Origin of the sequence: Streptomyces sp. NBC_01197 (genome assembly GCF_036010505.1) — a bacterium.
Lineage (GTDB): Bacteria > Actinomycetota > Actinomycetes > Streptomycetales > Streptomycetaceae > Streptomyces.
In genome coordinates, this window is record NZ_CP108569.1 from 6,612,819 (window position 1) to 6,628,876 (window position 16,058).

Annotated in this window: 12 protein-coding genes; 6 read left to right on the forward strand and 6 right to left on the reverse strand. The window is 73.6% G+C overall.

Going from position 1 to position 16,058, the window contains the following annotated elements; all coding sequences use genetic code 11:
- Window positions 1-52: 52 nt before the first annotated feature.
- Entirely contained in the window at window positions 53-1,711 is a 1,659-nt protein-coding gene (locus OG452_RS30430) for an ATP-binding protein (protein ID WP_327298753.1), read from the reverse strand.
- Between the two features lie 40 nt (window positions 1,712-1,751).
- Window positions 1,752-1,946 (reverse strand): hypothetical protein, encoded by a 195-nt coding sequence (locus tag OG452_RS30435; RefSeq protein WP_164267853.1) that lies wholly within the window; start codon window positions 1,944-1,946, stop codon window positions 1,752-1,754.
- Window positions 1,947-2,173: 227 nt separating this feature from the next.
- Between OG452_RS30435 and OG452_RS30440 the strand changes: the two genes are divergently transcribed.
- The 3 genes from OG452_RS30440 to OG452_RS30450 all read left to right on the forward strand — a co-directional run bounded on the left by OG452_RS30440 (window position 2,174) and on the right by OG452_RS30450 (window position 5,170).
- Window positions 2,174-2,566, forward strand: coding sequence for an ankyrin repeat domain-containing protein (locus tag OG452_RS30440; protein ID WP_327298754.1), 393 nt, complete (start codon window positions 2,174-2,176; stop codon window positions 2,564-2,566).
- A gap of 201 nt (window positions 2,567-2,767) precedes the next feature.
- The gene (locus tag OG452_RS30445) at window positions 2,768-4,186 is read left to right on the forward strand and encodes a HEAT repeat domain-containing protein (RefSeq protein ID WP_327298755.1); all 1,419 of its coding nucleotides are present in this window, start codon (window positions 2,768-2,770) and stop codon (window positions 4,184-4,186) included.
- A gap of 165 nt (window positions 4,187-4,351) precedes the next feature.
- Window positions 4,352-5,170, forward strand: a complete 819-nt coding sequence (locus OG452_RS30450) for an SAM-dependent methyltransferase (RefSeq protein WP_327298756.1) — start codon at window positions 4,352-4,354, stop codon at window positions 5,168-5,170.
- A 40-nt stretch (window positions 5,171-5,210) separates the two neighbouring features.
- Here OG452_RS30450 and OG452_RS30455 read toward each other — a convergent pair whose 3' ends face one another.
- From OG452_RS30455 to OG452_RS30465, 3 genes are read right to left on the reverse strand one after another with little or no spacing between them, the layout of a single operon-like run.
- Complete coding sequence (locus tag OG452_RS30455; protein WP_327298757.1) at window positions 5,211-6,173, reverse strand: biotin-dependent carboxyltransferase family protein; 963 nt, start codon at window positions 6,171-6,173, stop codon at window positions 5,211-5,213.
- Window positions 6,170-6,790 (reverse strand): 5-oxoprolinase subunit B family protein, encoded by a 621-nt coding sequence (locus OG452_RS30460; RefSeq protein ID WP_327298758.1) that lies wholly within the window; start codon window positions 6,788-6,790, stop codon window positions 6,170-6,172. The genes OG452_RS30455 and OG452_RS30460 overlap by 4 nt, the downstream gene beginning before the upstream one ends.
- Before the next feature lie 49 nt (window positions 6,791-6,839).
- The gene (locus tag OG452_RS30465; protein WP_327298759.1) at window positions 6,840-7,628 is read right to left on the reverse strand and encodes a LamB/YcsF family protein; all 789 of its coding nucleotides are present in this window, start codon (window positions 7,626-7,628) and stop codon (window positions 6,840-6,842) included.
- Between the two features lie 271 nt (window positions 7,629-7,899).
- On the opposite strand from OG452_RS30465, the gene OG452_RS30470 reads away from it, so the two are divergent.
- The 3 genes from OG452_RS30470 (at window position 7,900) to OG452_RS30480 (ending at window position 15,373) form a co-directional block, all read left to right on the forward strand.
- Complete coding sequence (locus tag OG452_RS30470; protein WP_327298760.1) at window positions 7,900-9,426, forward strand: hypothetical protein; 1,527 nt, start codon at window positions 7,900-7,902, stop codon at window positions 9,424-9,426.
- A 139-nt stretch (window positions 9,427-9,565) separates the two neighbouring features.
- Window positions 9,566-10,465 (forward strand): hypothetical protein, encoded by a 900-nt coding sequence (locus tag OG452_RS30475; protein WP_327298761.1) that lies wholly within the window; start codon window positions 9,566-9,568, stop codon window positions 10,463-10,465.
- Window positions 10,466-10,528: 63 nt separating this feature from the next.
- Window positions 10,529-15,373 carry a hypothetical protein gene (locus OG452_RS30480; RefSeq protein ID WP_327298762.1) on the forward strand — a complete coding sequence of 1,615 codons (4,845 nt, stop codon included), beginning with the start codon at window positions 10,529-10,531 and terminating at the stop codon, window positions 15,371-15,373.
- Between the two features lie 15 nt (window positions 15,374-15,388).
- Here the strand turns inward: OG452_RS30480 and OG452_RS30485 are convergent, their stop codons facing one another.
- Entirely contained in the window at window positions 15,389-15,814 is a 426-nt protein-coding gene (locus tag OG452_RS30485; protein WP_327298763.1) for a hypothetical protein, read from the reverse strand.
- Between the last annotated feature and the right edge of the window lie 244 nt (window positions 15,815-16,058).

The window sequence follows — 16,058 nt, forward strand, 5'->3', positions numbered from 1 at the left end:
ACCGGCAAACACCGGTGAACCGATTCGGCCCCCGTCGCCCGGTCGGTCCCCGTCAGCCCTCGGCCGCCACCGGCGCCGTCTCCAGGGACCGCGGCCCGGCCTTGAGCAGATCGGTCTTCAGCGGATCGGCCTCGGCGGGGGCCGCCTCCACGGGAACCGCTTCCACGGGGACTGCCTCCACCGGCGCGGGCGCCGGGTCCGGCCCGCCCCGCCGGCCGGGGAGCAGATCAAGTACGGCCTTGCGGTGCGCCTCACTGGTCGCGTCGTCGTACGGGTCGGGGGTGGCCGGGACCTGGAGCCGCAGCACCGGCCCGGACCCGAGCCGCGCGTAGCCGCGCCCAGGCGGGGTGCCGGGCGTCGGCGTGGTGTGGGGCGGTGTGCCGAGCAGCGCCTCGATCTGGCCTTCGGGCGCCGGTCCGAGCACGACGCGGGCGCGGGTGTGGTGCCGGACGGCGTCGCTCAGCGCGTCCACCGAGTCCGACTGGTCGGCCACCACCACCGTGACGCTCGCCGCCCGGCCGTGCCGCAGGGGGACATGCAGCAGTTCCTGGGGGTCGGTGCGCCCGTCGGCCGCCGCCAGATGCCCGAAGACGCTCGGCCGGTCGAACAGGATCCACAGCGGGCGCCTGGTGTCCTCGGGCGTGGGATGCCCGGCCTGCCTGGCGCGGTTGGCCGCGATCAGCCGCCGCTCGGTCTCGTGCGCCGCCCACTCCAGGGTGCTCAGCGCCCCGGTGAGTCCGCACTCGACGGCGAGCACTCCGTCGCGCCCGGTGAGGCAGGCGTACTCGCCGGTCCCGCTGCCCTCGATGATCACCACGTCGCCGTACCGCAGGGCCTGGAGCGCGATCGAGCGCAGCAGCGTGGTGGTCCCGCTGCCCGGTTCGCCCACGACGAGCAGATGCGGTTCGGTCGAGCGCGCGCCCGTCCGCCAGACGACGGGCGGTGCGTCGCTCTGGCCTTCGCTGTCCCGCACCGGCATGGTGCGCCGTACCGCGTCCGGGTCGGTGAAGCCGAGGACGGTCTCCCCGGGTCCGGTGACGAAGGGCTGCGCCGCGATCGTGGTGGACAGGGCGGGCAGCACGCTCATCGCGAGCCGGTTGCCCTCCTCGTCCCAGTCGAAGCGGTACTCGCGCCCGCGTCCGGACTTGGCGTGCAGGAGCTGCTCGATCCGGGTGCGGGACGCCGCTTCGCCGTCGGTGAAGTGCGGCGGGTAGGCGACGCGCAGCGCGGTGAGCCGCCCGTCGCCGTCGAAGATGTAGTCGCTGAACGCCTCGTCCCACGCGCCTCCGTGGCTGAAGAGGGGGGCCGGGTCGTCGGGTACGGAGAAGTACGGCACCAGGGCCTCGTACAGCGCCTGGAGCCGGGCGGTCTCCGCCTCGTCGGGCCCGGTCTTCACCCCGGTCCGCTGGTGCCCCTTCCAGGCTGCCGCGGCCATCACCGTGATCAGGGCGAGCAGCGGCCCGTACGGGATGAGCGCGACGACCAGGACGCAGGCCGCGACGAGGAACAGCGCGGGACCGCGCCGGTCCTTGGGTGTCGCGGCCCACCTCTGCCGCCCGGCCGAGGCCAGCTTGCGCAGGCCCCGCCCGATGGTGATCAGTGGATGGAGGACGTCTGTGGCGCTGTCGGCGGCCGTCCGCGCGATCTCGCGGCTGCGGGTGATCGATGCGCTGCTGCTGCTCAGAATGCGGGGAAGTGGTCGCCGGGCCACATCTGTCTCCTGGGGTGGGTGGGGGAACGGTTGCCGAGGGTCAGAACTTGATTCCGCCCAGCATGCTGGCCAGGCTCGCGCCGCCGGCCGTGATGCTCGGTGCGATGGCGGTACCCGCGACGTAGAAGCCGAAGAGGGCGCAGACGAGCCCGTGGGAGGCCTTGAGTCCGTCCTTCTTGAAGAAGAGGAACGCGATGACTCCCAGCAGTACGACGCCTGAGATGGAAAGGATCATGAGTGTTCTCCTGTTTGAGGGGACAGTCACCATGAGTTCTTCCAGGTTCACAGAAAGTATCTATACGATAAAAGGTGCAAATGGGTGAAATGTCTGGCAATTCACCCGACTGGCGGACGGAGGTGCGCGAGCGTGCCAGGCGCCGGGGCCGGGCAGTAACCTGTCGGTTCACTCGTACGGCTCACCTGCCGTACCCCGAGGTCACGGCATGGAAGGCGGTACGCGTGATGAGCGAGGCTCCGGACCCCGAGGTGGTCGAGCTCGCGACGAGGGTCTTCGACCTCGCCAGGCAGGGGGAGACCGCCGCGCTCGCCGCGTACGTCGACGCGGGGGTCCCGGTGAACCTCACCAACGACCGCGGTGACACCCTCGTGATGCTCGCCGCCTATCACGGCCACGCGGAGACGGTGGAGGCCCTCATCACCCGCGGCGGACAGGCCGACCGGGCCAACGACCGGGGGCAGACCCCGCTGGCCGGAGCGGTCTTCAAGGGCGAGGACGCGGTGGTCCGCGCCCTGCTCACCGGCGGGGCCGATCCGGAGGCAGGGACTCCGTCCGCGGTGGATACGGCGCGGATGTTTGGGAAGGCGGAGCTGGTGGAGCTGTTCGGCGCCCGTTGACCGGCCTGTCGTAAATGTGGTCGCGGTGGCGATTTGGCTGGGTCATCATGACGTCGCGGGTCCATATCGGACCACCGACGAGAGGCAGAGGAAGATGAACTGCACCAAGCAGATGGCAACGGGCGGCCGGACATGTTGTTGCGCGGCCAGGTAGTCCACGTATCCCCGGTTGCGTCTACAGCTTGATGTGAGGCCTCTTCCATGATCGATCCAGTCATAGCGCCGAGCGGCACCTTGCTCGGCCTCCTCCAGCGGGGCCGCGGCGACGGCACGCTGCACGCGCTCGCCGCACCGCGCAAGGAAGCGCTGGCCGCCCTGGACCACTGCGTCCTGAGCGACCCCCGCCACGACTGGCAGGTCGAGAACCGCTCGCTCTACTACGCGCGCCTCTACCTCGACCTCGACGGCGGACTCGGCGAGATCGAGCGGCACCTCTTCCTCCCGGACGACCACTTCGTCACCGAGGACAGCAGGACCGGGCTCGCCCTCGCCGTGCTGGGGCACCTCGCCTCGTACGACAGGGACGACGCGCTCGCGCTGCTGCGGCGGTACGCGGCGACCGGCTCCAACTGGGCCTGGGCGCTCGACGAACTCGCCCTGCGTGACGACGACGCCGGACTGCGCGCCCTGGCCGTGCCCGTACTGGACCGGTTCCCCGCCACCCCGCAGGGCGAGGCCGAACTGGCCGCAGCCGTGCGCGACGCCTACGAGCCCCGGCCCTGGCGGCTGTGGGCCGACGACCCGCGGGAGTCGGTGGGCGCCCGCATCCGGGCCGCCGGGGAGCAGGGATCCTTCGACCGCTGGCAGCGGCAGATGCGCCCGACCGGACCCCGCCCCGGCTGGAGCGTGCAGGCAGTCTTCGACTGGGCGCAGCAGGGACTGGAGCGCGGCAGCGAACTGCATCTGCCCGCCGCCCGCTGCCTCACCGCCGTGGCCGGTCCGGGGGACCGTGCCGCGATCGTCGAGGCCGCCCGCGGCGGTACGGACGGGGCACGCTGCGCGGCGCTGCACTACCTCGCCGAGGCGCGGGACCCCGCTGTGCTCGACCTCATCGAAGCCGCGGTGGACAGCCCCTCCCGTACCGTCGCCGAGACGGCCGTGGCCGCCTTCGAGCGGATGTGCGGCGACGAAGCGGTGGACCGGGCGCGCCGCTGGGTGCAGCGGCCCGACGCGCTGGGTGCCGCCGCCGCCGGAGTGCTCGCCCGGCGCGGCGGGGCGCAGGACGCACACCTGGTCCTCGGCGCGCTGCGCGAGACCGTGCGGGCCGACGGCCCCGACGCGGCCCTGCTCTGGACGCTCGTCGACGGTGCCGGCCGGCTCGGGATCGCCTGTGCGGCCCCCGTCCTGCGCCATGTGTACCGCGAGACGGCCTCCTCGCATCTGCGCGGCAGCGCGGCCCGCGCGCTCGCCGCCACCGACCCGTCCTTCGGCGCCGGATTCGCCGTCGAGTGTCTGTGGGACTGTGAGGAGACCACCCGGGAGGTGGCTGCCCTGCACGCCGCGACCGGCGATATCAGGGTGGTCGACCGGCTCCGCCGGCTGGCCGCCGACCCCGCCGAGGAAGCCGAGGTGCAGACCGCGGTCCGCAGCCGGATCGGCACCGAGGGGACCGCGGTCTGACGCTGCCGGGCAGCCGCCCCACGGCCGGACGGCCCCCGGGGCGCCGGGCCGACGGCCGGTCGGCTGCGAACACGCCGGGAGGGAACTGGCCTACGCCGTGGGGCTGTTGGGACATAGGTTGGGTGCTGAACGGTACACAACTCGGCCCGAAGACGGACGGTACCCATGACCGACCACCACGCCACGCCGCCCGGACCCGCGGCACAGCGGAAGACCGACACACTGGTGCCGCACTCGGCCCGGATCTGGAACTACTGGCTGGGCGGTAAGGACAACTACCCCGTCGACGAGCAGGCCGGCGACGCGTACAGCGCCGTCTTCCCCGGCATCGTCACCATCGCCCGCAGCAGCCGCGCCTTCCTGCGCCGGACCATCACGCACCTGGTCGAGGAGGCGGGCATCCGGCAGTTCCTGGACGTCGGGACCGGCCTGCCGACCGTGGACAACACGCACGAGGTCGCCCAGCGGCTCGACCCCGGGGCGAGGATCGTCTACGTCGACCACGACCCGATGGTCCTCACGCACGCCCGCGCCCTGCTCACCTCCACCCCGGAGGGGGCGACCGCCTATGCCGACGCCGACCTGGCCGACACCGACCGCATCCTGGGCTTGGCCGCCCGGACGCTGGACCTCACCCGCCCCACCGCCCTGATCCTCAGCAACATCCTGGGCCACGTCGCCGATCACGGCCGGGCGCGTGCCATCGTCGGCCGTCTGATGGAGGGGCTGCCGTCCGGCAGCTACCTCGCCGTCAACGACGGTTCACGAGGCACCGACGCCGACTACGAACAGGCCCAGGACGCCTACAACGAGACCGGCGCCATCCCGTACTTCCTGCGCCCCGTCGACGAGATCGCGGCGTTCTTCGACGGCCTGGAGCTGCTGGAGCCCGGAGTTGTCTCCGTCCAGTTCTGGCGCCCGGACCCCGGCTCCCCGGCCCCGCAGCCCATCGGCGAACACGGTGGCCTCGCCCGCAAGCCGTGACACCGGACAGCCAGTCGGCAGGCGTACGGAGCGGGCCGGATCAGCGGGCCGGCCGACCCGGGGCGCCGGGCCCCGGGTCAGCCTGCCGGCCGTGTACGGGAACGAACACCACCGGGGTCCCCGGCACCGCCTGCGCCGCAGCCCCGAGCCGGTCCTCGGGTACGACCCCGATCACCGGATAGCCCCCGGTCACCGGATGATCGGCGAGGAAGAGCACCGGCAGCCCGTCGGGCGGGACCTGCACCGCGCCAAGAACCATTCCCTCACTGGGGAGTTCGGCGCCGTCCGAACTTTCCAGGGGCGGGCCCTCGGTGCGCAGTCCGATGCGGTTGCTCTCGGCCGAGACCCGGTAACCGGCCTCCGGCAGGGCCCGCAGCGCCGCATCCGTGAACCGGTCCGCACGGGGGCCAAGGACCAGCGGGAGCACCAGCTCGGCCGGGGGAGCGGGCAGCGGCACGGCGTCCACCGGGCCGGGCGGCGGTTCACCCGGGGCCCCGAGCGGCAGCAGCTGGCCGGCCTCCAGCGGAGCGGGGCCGAGGCCGGAGAGCAGGTCGGTGGCCCGGCTGCCCAGCACCGGCCGCACGGCGACGCCACCGCCGAACGCCACATAGCTGCGCAGCCCGTCGACCGCCCCGCCCACATCGAGCACGGCCCCCGCGGGCACCCGCACCGGCGCGCCCCAGGCGGCGGGGCGGCCGTCGATCCGTACCGGACAGGGCGCACCGGTCACGGCCGCAGTGACGTCCGTACGGACCTGTACCGCGGTGCCGTCGAGCGTGGTCTCCAGGGTGGCGGCGTCCGCCGCGTTCCCGGCGAGGAGGTTCGCCAGCCGGTGCGCGGCCGGGTCCAGGGCGCCCGAGCGCGGCACGCCGAGATGCGCGTAGCCCGGGCGCCCGAGGTCCTGCACGGTGGTGAGCGCCCCGGGGCGCACGACCTCCAGAGCCTCCGGAACTGCCGCCTCCGGCGCACGGGTCCCCGGTTCCCCCGGGCCGGTCGTCCTCATACCGCCTCCTCCGTGGTGAACCGCACCCGCGCGCCGGGGACCAGCAGCGCCGCAGGCTCACGGTCCTGGTCCCACAGCACCGCGCCGGTGGTGCCGATCAGCTGCCAGCCGCCGGGGGACGAGCGGGGGTAGACGCCCGCGTAGGTGTCGGCGAGAGCGACCGAACCGGCGGGCACAGCCGTACGGGGCGTGGTCCGGCGCGGCAGCCGGAGCCGGTCGGGAAGCCCGGACAGATAGCCGAAGCCCGGCACGAAACCGCAGAAGGCGACCCGGAACCGGAGCCCGCCGACGATCCCCGGGACGTCCTCGGGTGCCACCTGCCAGTGGTGCGCCACCTCCGCCAGATCGGGGCCGTCGTAGCGCACGGCGATCTCGATCTCGGGGCCGCCGGTCCCGGCGGACGGCGGTACGGTCCAGGAGATGAGCCGGGCGGCGAGCTCCTGAGGACGGGCCAGACCGTCCAGCAGTACGGTCCGGGCGGCCGGCACGATCTCCGTCACCGGGGGAAGTTCACCGGCGTCGCGCCTGCGCAGCAGCTCCGCGTGGAAGGCCTCCGTCTCCGGCGCCGACTCCAGCTCGACGAGCAGGGCGTGTTCGCCCACCGGAAGCACCCTCACCGGCGCGGCCCGCCGTGCGGCCGGTGCGCCCCGCCGCGTACCCGGGCCGTCATGCGAAGGGCTCCAGGACCACACCGGCGGCGAGCAGCTCCCGGCGGACCCGCAGGGCGGTCTCCGCCGCGCCGGGGGTGTCGCCGTGCAGACAGAGCGACCGCGCGTCGACGCTGACGCGCTCCCCGGTGATCGCGGCCACCGAGTGGTCGCGCACCATGTCCAGCGCGCGGGCGACCACCGCGTCCGGGTCCTCCACCACCGCTGCGGGCCTGCCGCGCGGAACGAGTGTGGCCTGCGCGGTGTACGCGCGGTCGGCGAACGCCTCGGGCACCGCGGGCAGACCCGCGTCCGCGGCTGCCGCCAGCAGCCGGGAGCCGGGCAGCCCGAGCACCGGCAGCGCGCCCCCGGCGAGCCGCACGCCCGAGACGACCGCGCCCGCCTGCTCCTTGTCGTGGACGGTGCGGTTGTAGAGCGCGCCGTGCGGTTTGACGTACGACACCCGGCTGCCGGCGGCCCGCGCGAAGAGCTCCAACGCGCCGATCTGATAGGCGACTTCGTCGGCCAGCTCACGGGCGGGGACATCCATCGCGCGCCGCCCGAAACCCGCCAGGTCGCGGTACGAGACCTGGGCGCCGATCCGTACACCGCGAGCGGCGGCCAGTTCGCAGACCCGGCGCATGGTCGACGGGTCACCCGCGTGGAAGCCGCAGGCGACGTTGGCACTGGTGACGACGGAGAGCAGCGCCTCGTCGTCGGTGAGCGTCCAGCGGCCGAACCCCTCACCGAGGTCGGCGTTGAGATCGACCACGGCCGGGGCGGCGGGGATCGGGACGGTCGTGCTCATTCGGCTCCCTCCGGGAGCGGGACGGGGGCGGACACCGCGCGGCCCGGGGGTGGTTATGGCTGGATCCGGGCCGGTACGGGGAGTACGAAGCCTAACTTGATCTTTGACCTGTGCGGCGTGGTCGTGGGGATGTTGACTTCTTCGTTCGCTGTTTCGCAGGTTGAAGATCAAGTTGGCCGTCGCCGGCCGCGCGGGCCCGGTGGGCCGGTGGACAGGCGCCCCATCCGCGCCGTTTCGACCGTTGTCAGTGCGAGGACCTAATCTGTGCAGCGTGACTTCGCCTGCCCCGACGGAATTCGTTCCGCCCCAGCTCAGCGCGGGGCCGCGCCCCGCACCGGGCCCGGCCGCCGACGAAGGGCTGGCGCGGCGGCTGCGCGCACTCGCGTGCACCGCCCCGCTGCACGACCTCGATGTGCGCAAGGCCAATCTGGCCGGCGAGTACACGGTCTACGCGATGGCCGAGGTGGCGCTCGCCGCGATCGACCTGGTCACGCTCAACATGGACTTCGACACTGGGGCCGACCACGACCAGATAGTGGCGAGGCTGCTGCCGCGCGTCGCGGCCCAGGCCCCGCGCCGCCCGGCGGACGAGCACGAGCGGGTGGCCCGCTGGGTGCTGGAGAACCTGATCAATGTCGGCAGCGTGGACCGTGGGTTCCGCGCGGTCTACGGCACGTTCGGTCCCGACGGTGAGTACGTCCGCCGTGACTACGACTTCAAGCTGGTCGAGGAAGTGCCGGGTCACGGCGGCACCGTCTATCTGCGCACCACCGACGAAGCGGTCAACGTCCTGGTGGGCGCCCTCGACACGGATGTCACCAGCGCGCAGATCGCCGCCGAGGTGAAGCTGGAGGTGCTGATCAGCCGGGGCAGGCTCGCCGACGCCCAGCTCGCCGCGGAGCAGGCCCGGTACCGGACCGTGCAGTACGCCGAGACGTTGCGCAGGACGCTGGAGGCGACCCGGCGCAACGTCCGCGCGGTCGACTGGCTCAGGACCGTGCCCGACATGATCGACGAAGCCCTGGACCACGTGGCCGACCGCTACCGCCATGAGAACGCGATCCTCACCAACATCCGCAAGGCCAGGGACGAGACGGAGGAGCCCGAGCACAAGCGGCGCGCCGCCGAGCTCGTCGACATCGTCAAGGACTGCATCCGCCGCCACACCCAGCTCCAGTCCCGGCTGCTGGAGGCGGGGCCTCTTTTCCGCGCCGAGCAGGACCGGCAGGCCTTCGCCCCGCCGGCGGCGAGTTCCGGACTGGATCTGTACGGACAGCTGGTCGCCCCCGTACTGCCACTGCCGCTGGAGCAGGCCATCCGGGTCACCGACGCGTTCTTCGCACGGGGCACCGGACTCCGTACCCCCGTGTCGGTACGGGTCGGGGACCTGGTCGACATCCTGCTGACGCCACCGGCCGAGCGGGAGCACCTGGGCGCCGAGATGCCCGAGCCCGACCTCATCGCGACACCGGACGACAGCCGGTTCAGTGAGGGCCAGCTGGCAGCCGCGATGGAGTTGCTCGACCTGGAGCACGACGCCCCGCGCCGGCTCTCCGGTCTGCTGGCCGAAGCCCGGCTGCGCGATCCGGAACTGCCCTATCTGGTCGCCCTGCTGGCCATCCACGCGGCCAGCCCGCCGGTCGGCACCGCGTACCGGCAGGGTGAGGAACGCCTGCTCTTCGCCGTGGACGACGGCACCGATCTGGACGACTCCGAGTTCGGCGGTGCGGATCTGATAGTGGGGACGGCCCTCCTGGACACCGTCGGAATGGCCGCGGGCCGTACGGAGTCCGCATGAACCTCCGGCAGGACGCCCCGTACACCCCGGGCGCCCGGGCCGGGAAGTCCGGGAGGCCGGAAGCCCGGCGGCCAGGAGGCGGGGCGCAGCCACGACCCGGAGCGCAGCACAGAACGACACCGACCGAGGAGCAGCAGCTGTGAGCGAGACCCACGCCGAGCACACCGCGTGGAGCGAGCCCGACCAGGCCGGCACCGCCGTGCCGCCGGCCGGCCCGGCGGTGACCCCGGCCGACGCCGCCGACGCGGCGCGTCTCGTCGCCTTCGGACTCCAGCCGAAGCTGCTGCCCGCCCGTGACGCCGAGTACGCGGAGCTGCTCCGCCGCTACCGCGAGGCGCCCGCCTTCGCCCGGCTCGCCGACGCTGTCGCCACCGGACTCGGCCTGGTCGTCCTGGAGGTCTCGACCCGGGCCGGCATGGCCGTGGCCGCAGGGGAGGACTCCGTCTTCGCCGTACGTATGGGTGACTACGCGCGCCGCGCCGCCGCCGACTCGGCCGACCGCTTCCTGCACGGGCTGGCCCATCTCGCTGTCGCCGCCATGTCCTTCCCGCGCCCCGAAGACCTCGCCGACGACGGGTACATCGGCCGGATCACGGTCAACGGCGTCGACGCCTTCGTCCGCCAGGCCTGCCGCCGGCTTGAGGAGCGGGCCGACGAACAGGGCGAGAACAGCGACCCGGCCACCGACACCCCCGGGCTCGAAGCCGCCTGGCGGATCTACGCGAGGCGCAGCTCCACCGGAGCAACCAAGGACGCCAGGCGCCTGGCCGGCTCCACCACCGGGATCGTCGCCAAGACCGTTGTGTTCCTCACGGATTCGGGGTTCCTGCAGCGCACCGGCGACGACGCCGGAGGCGCGTACCGCACCACCGCCCGCTACCAGCTCCAGGTCCGCGACATGGCGGGCAGCGCCGCCATGGCCGAGCTGCTCGACCTGGGGGTCGTACCGGTGACCGACGGCACGGCCACACTGCTGCCGCCCTCCGGGACGGACGACCTCGAACTGACCGCCGACGCAGGACTCCCCTTCCACTCCTGACCAGCCCCTTCCTGACCAGTACCTGAGTCAGATCCCGCACCACAACGACGAGAGTCCGCCGCCATGTACGAGCTGTCCCGGGTCCGCCTCTACTCGATCGGGCCTGCCGGTGCGCGCTACGCCGACACCGTGCTCGACCTGCGGGGAGTGGGCGCCCCCGTGCCCAGCCCGGCCCCGGCCCAGGCGGAGTTCTTCGAGGAGGAACCGGTCGGCCCGCCGCGCCGCCCCGCGCCCGCTGGTGTCCTCTTCCTGGAGAACGGCGGGGGAAAGTCGGTCCTGCTGAAGCTGATCTTCTCGGTGATGCTGCCGGGCCACCGCAACACGCTCGGCGGCGCCAGCTCCGGTGTCCTGCGCAAGTTCCTGCTCGCCGACGACTGCGGCCATGTGGCCCTGGAGTGGCAGCACACCCTCACCGGTGAGCTCGTCGTGGTCGGCAAGGCCAGCGAGTGGCGCGGCCGGCAGGTCTCCAACGACCCGCGGAAGTTCGCCGAGGCCTGGTACTCGTTCAGGCCGGGCCCCGGGCTGAGCCTCGACTCCCTTCCGGTCGCCGAAGCCACCACCGTACGGCCGCCGGCGGAGGGCGTCTCCGGGGCGCGGGGCAGGCGCCGGACCATGAAGGGCTTCCGGGACGCGATCACCGAGGCCGGCAAGTTCTATCCCCATCTGGACGTCCACTGGGAGGAGATCCACGACCGCTGGAACGAACACCTGGGCGATCTGGGCCTCGACCCCGAACTCTTCCGCTACCAGCGCGAGATGAACGCTGACGAGGGCGAGGCGGCCGGTCTCTTCGCGGTCAAGAAGGACTCCGACTTCACCGATCTGCTGCTGCGGGCCGTCACCGACACCCGCGACACGGACGGCCTGGCCGACCTCGTCGGCAGTTTCGGCAGCAAGCTCGGGCGCCGCGCCGAACTCACCGCGGAGCGCGACTTCACCGCGGGCTCGGTCGATCTGCTCGGGCGCATCGTCGACGCCGCGGCGGCGCGCTCGCGGTCCAGGGACGTCCACGCGGGCGCCGAGCGCCGTACCCGCACCCTCGCCCGCCGACTCTCCGCCCGCGCCGCCGAAGAGCGGGGCCGCGCGTCCGACCTCGCCCAGCAGGTCACCTCCGCCGCCCACACGGTCACACAAGCCGAGGAGGCCCGTGGCCGCAGCGCGCTGATCGCCGCGGAACTGGCCTACCGGCACGCCTCGTTGGCGCTCACCGTCGCCGAGAAGGCCGCAGCGGCCCAGCGCAGGGAGCTGGCCGACGCGCGGACGTTCCACTCGGCGTGGCAGGCGGCCGAGGCGGTACTGAGGCACCGCGCGGCGGCCGACCGGTCCGCCCGGGTCGCCGTGGCCATCCGGGAGGCCGAACGGGACGCCGCCCCGGCCCTGGCCGCCCGGGCCACCGCGGCGGCCGACCTGGTCCGCGCGCTTCACGCGGCGGCCGAGAGCGGCGAGCAGCTCGCCAACGAGGAGGAGGAGCGCGCGGCCGTGCTCCAGACGGCGGGCGAGGCGGCCCACCGCGACGCCACCGCCGCGGCGACCGAGGCGCAGCGCGCCCGCAGCGAGGCCGGGCACCTGCGCCAGCGCCTCACCGAAGTCGCCCAGGAGACCTCCGAGGCCGTTCGCGCGGGCTGGCTGGACGACACCGCGCCCGACGCGGATCCGGCGCGCGCCGCTCTGGCGGCCGGTGACGCGGAGAAGTCAGCGGTCGCCGCCTGGGAAACCGCCCGCGAGCAGGCGCGGGCCACGGCGGACGAGGCCAGGGAAGCAGCCTCCCGGGAGAGCCGGGCCGACCTCGCCGCCGCCCGGGCCGCGGATGCGGCGCGGGCCGCCGAGCACGTGTACGAGGCGGAGCTGCACATCGCCGAATCCATCGCGGCTGAGCCCCGGCTGGCCGACCTGCTCGGCCTGCCCGCACCCTCCTCAGCGGGGTCAACCCCGGTACCCGGTAAGGCTGTCGGGCTGCCTCAGCCCCGTAACGGCACGGTGCCCCCGGCTACGGCCCGGCCCCGGGGCACGGCCACCGCAGGCCCGGCCGACGACGCGGAGTCAGGGTGCTCCGGAGCCGCCGGCGACCGCGAGCCGGAGAGCCACGCGCGCTCCCTCACGCGCGGCCGGCTCACCGCAGCCGAACTGGACCGCAACGTGGAAGAACTCCGGGAACTGCTCGACGGGGGCGTCGCATCGGCCGAACGGCAGCTCTTCGAGCTGCGCACCGCCGCGGCGGACGACGCCCGCATCCTCGGCGCACTGGGCGACGGCGGGCTGCTGCCGCCGGGACCCGATGTGCTGGCCACCGTGGAATTCCTCGGCGAGCACGGCATCCCCGCACTGCCCGGCTGGCGCTATCTCGCCCAGGCGGTGGACCCCGCCGACCACGCGGCGGTGCTGGCCGCCCGCCCCGAGCTGGTCGACGGTGTGGTGATCACCGATCCGGCCGCGCACGGCCGGGCCCGGTCCGTACTGGGCGGGGCCGCCCTGCTGCCGCGCTCCGCGGTCGCCGTCGGCACCGCTTCCGCGCTGCTCGCACCGGTACCGGGTCCCGGCCCGTCCGGTACCGGGGACGGCGACGTGTTCCTCGTACCGCCGAACCCGGCCATGCACGACGAGCACGCCGCCGACGAGGAGCGGCAGGCGCTGCGCTCCCGTGCGGGCCGGCGCGACGAGGAGATCCGCACACTCGCGGCCCGGCTGGGCGGCGACCGGACCCTCGCCGCCCGGCTCGGCTCCTGGCGGGCCGCCTGCCCGCCCGGGACGCTCGCCGAACTGGCAGCGGCCGCGAGCGGCGCGCAGGACGCCGCCGGGGCCGCCACCGCCGCACTTGAGGAAGCCCGTACCGCCCGGGCCGAGGCCGACGAGGCCGCCGCCGACGCCGCCCGGGTACGCGACGAACGCCAGGACAACGCCCAGCGCGCCCGGCGAGTGGCCGACGTGCTTTCCGGACTCGCCTTCCGGCTCCGCGAACGGGCGGGCTGGCAGGTCACCCTGCGCGAACTGGGCGACGAGGCGGCCCAGTCGGAATCCCGGGCCGCGGCCTGCCTGGAGCGTGCCAGGGCCGCCGACGAGGACCGCAGGGCCGCCCAGCGGGCCGCCGACGACGCGCGCCGCACCGCCCGGGCGCTGCGGGCCGAGAGGTCCGAGATCGCGGGAGTGCCCGAGGACCTGCCCGAACCGGACGCGGGCGCGCAGCGCTCCGCCCTTCCTGCCCTGCGGGAGGCCTACCGGGCAGCATCCCAGCTGTACGAGAAGGTCGGCGTCGGAGCCGACCTCCGGGCCGAGCAGGCCAGGGCCGAGAGCGACGAGAGCGCGGCCCGCGCCGAGCTGGACCGGCTCTCCAACAAGGTCCGTACCCGCGCCTCCCAGCTGCTCGAATCCACCGACGGCGCCGACGGCCCGTCCCGGCAGGCGGCCGCGGCCCGCGCGGAGTCGCTCGTACAGATGCTGGAGACACGGGCGTCGGCCGCCAGCGAACAGCTCGGCCGGCTGCGCGGCGAGGCCGAGCGGCTCGCGCCCGAGGACGGCGCGGACGCCCACACCGAGCTGCCCGACGGGCTGGCACCGGCCGACGCGGATGCCGCACAGACCCTGCTGCGCACCGCCACGGCCGAACTGGGCGCCCGCACCGACGCGTTGGAGACCGCCCGAGAGGCCCATGCCGAACTGCTGCGCGCCCACCGGGCGTCGGAGGACGCGGCGGGCGGTTTCGACGAATCGGCAGCCCTGCTGCGGGATTTGCTCCGTGACCCGCACCAGGACGACGAGAGTGCCGAATCCACGCCGCCAGAGCCGTACCCCGGCAGCCAGGAGGAGGCCCGCGAGTCGGCCGCCGAGGCCCGCCGCTCACTGCGCGCCTGCGCCGGCGACCTTTCGGCGGCCGAGTCGGCCGTACGGGAGGCGAGCGACATCCTGGTACGCCATGCCAACGCCACCCGTTACGAGCAGGTCCGCACCCCGGCACGGCAGCAGATCCGTGAACTGCCCGCCGCCGCGCTCCCCGAGCACGCCGGGAAGTGGGCGGCGGCCTTCGCGCCCCGGCTGCGGGTGCTCACCGATGAACTGGAGCAACTGGAGCGCAACCGGGACTCGATCGTCGACCGGCTGCGTGGCCTGGTGGAGTCCGCGCTCACCACACTGCGCTCCGCCCAGCGGCTCTCCCGGCTGCCAGAGGGGCTCGGGGAGTGGTCGGGCCAGGAGTTCCTGCGGATCCGCTTCGAGGAGCCCGACCAGGCCACCCTCGCCGAACGGCTCGGCGAGGTCATCGACGAGGCGACCAGGGCGGCCCTGAAGAAGAACTCCGATCTGCGCAGGGACGGGATGTCTCTGCTGTTGCGGGCAGTCCATGCGGCGCTCGAACCCAGGGGCGTGGCCGTAGAGATCCTCAAGCCGGACGCCGTGCTGCGGGCCGAGCGGGTCCCGGTGGGGCAGATGGGAGACGTCTTCTCCGGCGGACAGCTGCTCACCGCGGCCATCGCCCTCTACTGCACGATGGCCGCCCTGCGCAGCAACGACCGGGGCCGTGACAGGCACCGGCACGCGGGCACGCTCTTCCTCGACAACCCGATCGGCCGGGCGAACGCCACGTATCTGCTGGAGCTCCAGCGTGCGGTCTCCGACGCCCTCGGCGTCCAGCTGCTCTATACGACGGGGCTGTTCGACACCACAGCGCTCGCCGAGTTCCCGCTGGTCATCAGGTTGCGCAATGACGCGGACCTCCGGGCGGGGCTGAAGTACATCAGCGTCGAGGAGCATCTGCGGCCGGGCCTTCCGCAGCAGGACTCCGGCGGGGAGCAGGTGCACGGCGAGATCACCGCGACCCGGATGTTCAAACGGGCCCAGGGGGCACAGAGCACCCAGCCGTCCCAGCAGCCGTCCGAGACGTCCCAGGCGGGCCGGACGGGGACCCACGGGCGGCCCTGACGGGCCCGGGACGGCTCAGGACTGCGGCGACAGCCGCCCGGAGCGGGTACGTATCCGTTCGGCGTCCCCCTCCTGCCGACGGGCCGAACGCCGTGCCGAACGCCGGGCCGTGCGCCGCTCCTTGCGGAGCCGGCGGGCGGTGCTGCTGGGGGCGGATGTCACCCCATGGCGCTGGTTCCACACCTGCCGGGTGATCCAGACGTCCAGCACCGCCCAGGTCGCCACGACCGTACTGGCCACACTGCTCAGCACCATCGGGAAGGCGAGCCAGGAGCCCGTTACGGTGGAGAGGAAGGCCGTCACCGCCTGGATCAGCGTCACGGACACGATGAGCACCGCACGCACCGCGCTTGTGCGCACCGGATCCGGCAGCCGGTACCGTCCGACCGGCTCCTCGACCCACAGCGTCCGCAGGGGGGCCTCGCCCTCTTCGATGGTCATGCTCTCTTCACCCTCGACCTTCACGCCTCGGCGCTGTCCGACTCCAGAACGGATGCCCGGCTTGGGTCGGTTCAAGCGTCCCCGCCCGTGGTGCGCCCCTCGGACGCAAGGACGAACAACTGACCTCAAAGATTCCCGCCATTCATTGAATTCCAGCCATCTGGGCAGGGGCGGAAAGTGCCGTCCTGCCAGGATTCTCTGACCGGAACAGGGAAGACGATCTGCTGGGATACCAGGACATGGC

What these genes read in the sequence shown, in the direction of transcription:
- OG452_RS30435 (WP_164267853.1), bottom strand. Translation starts at nt 1,946, where the DNA reads ATGATCCTTTCCATCTCAGGCGTCGTACTGCTGGGAGTCATCGCGTTC.
- OG452_RS30440 (WP_327298754.1), top strand. Translation starts at nt 2,174, where the DNA reads ATGAGCGAGGCTCCGGACCCCGAGGTGGTCGAGCTCGCGACGAGGGTC.
- OG452_RS30445 (WP_327298755.1), top strand. Translation starts at nt 2,768, where the DNA reads ATGATCGATCCAGTCATAGCGCCGAGCGGCACCTTGCTCGGCCTCCTC.
- OG452_RS30450 (WP_327298756.1), top strand. Translation starts at nt 4,352, where the DNA reads ATGACCGACCACCACGCCACGCCGCCCGGACCCGCGGCACAGCGGAAG.
- OG452_RS30455 (WP_327298757.1), bottom strand. Translation starts at nt 6,173, where the DNA reads ATGAGGACGACCGGCCCGGGGGAACCGGGGACCCGTGCGCCGGAGGCG.
- OG452_RS30465 (WP_327298759.1), bottom strand. Translation starts at nt 7,628, where the DNA reads ATGAGCACGACCGTCCCGATCCCCGCCGCCCCGGCCGTGGTCGATCTC.
- OG452_RS30480 (WP_327298762.1), top strand. Translation starts at nt 10,529, where the DNA reads ATGTACGAGCTGTCCCGGGTCCGCCTCTACTCGATCGGGCCTGCCGGT.
- OG452_RS30485 (WP_327298763.1), bottom strand. Translation starts at nt 15,814, where the DNA reads ATGACCATCGAAGAGGGCGAGGCCCCCCTGCGGACGCTGTGGGTCGAG.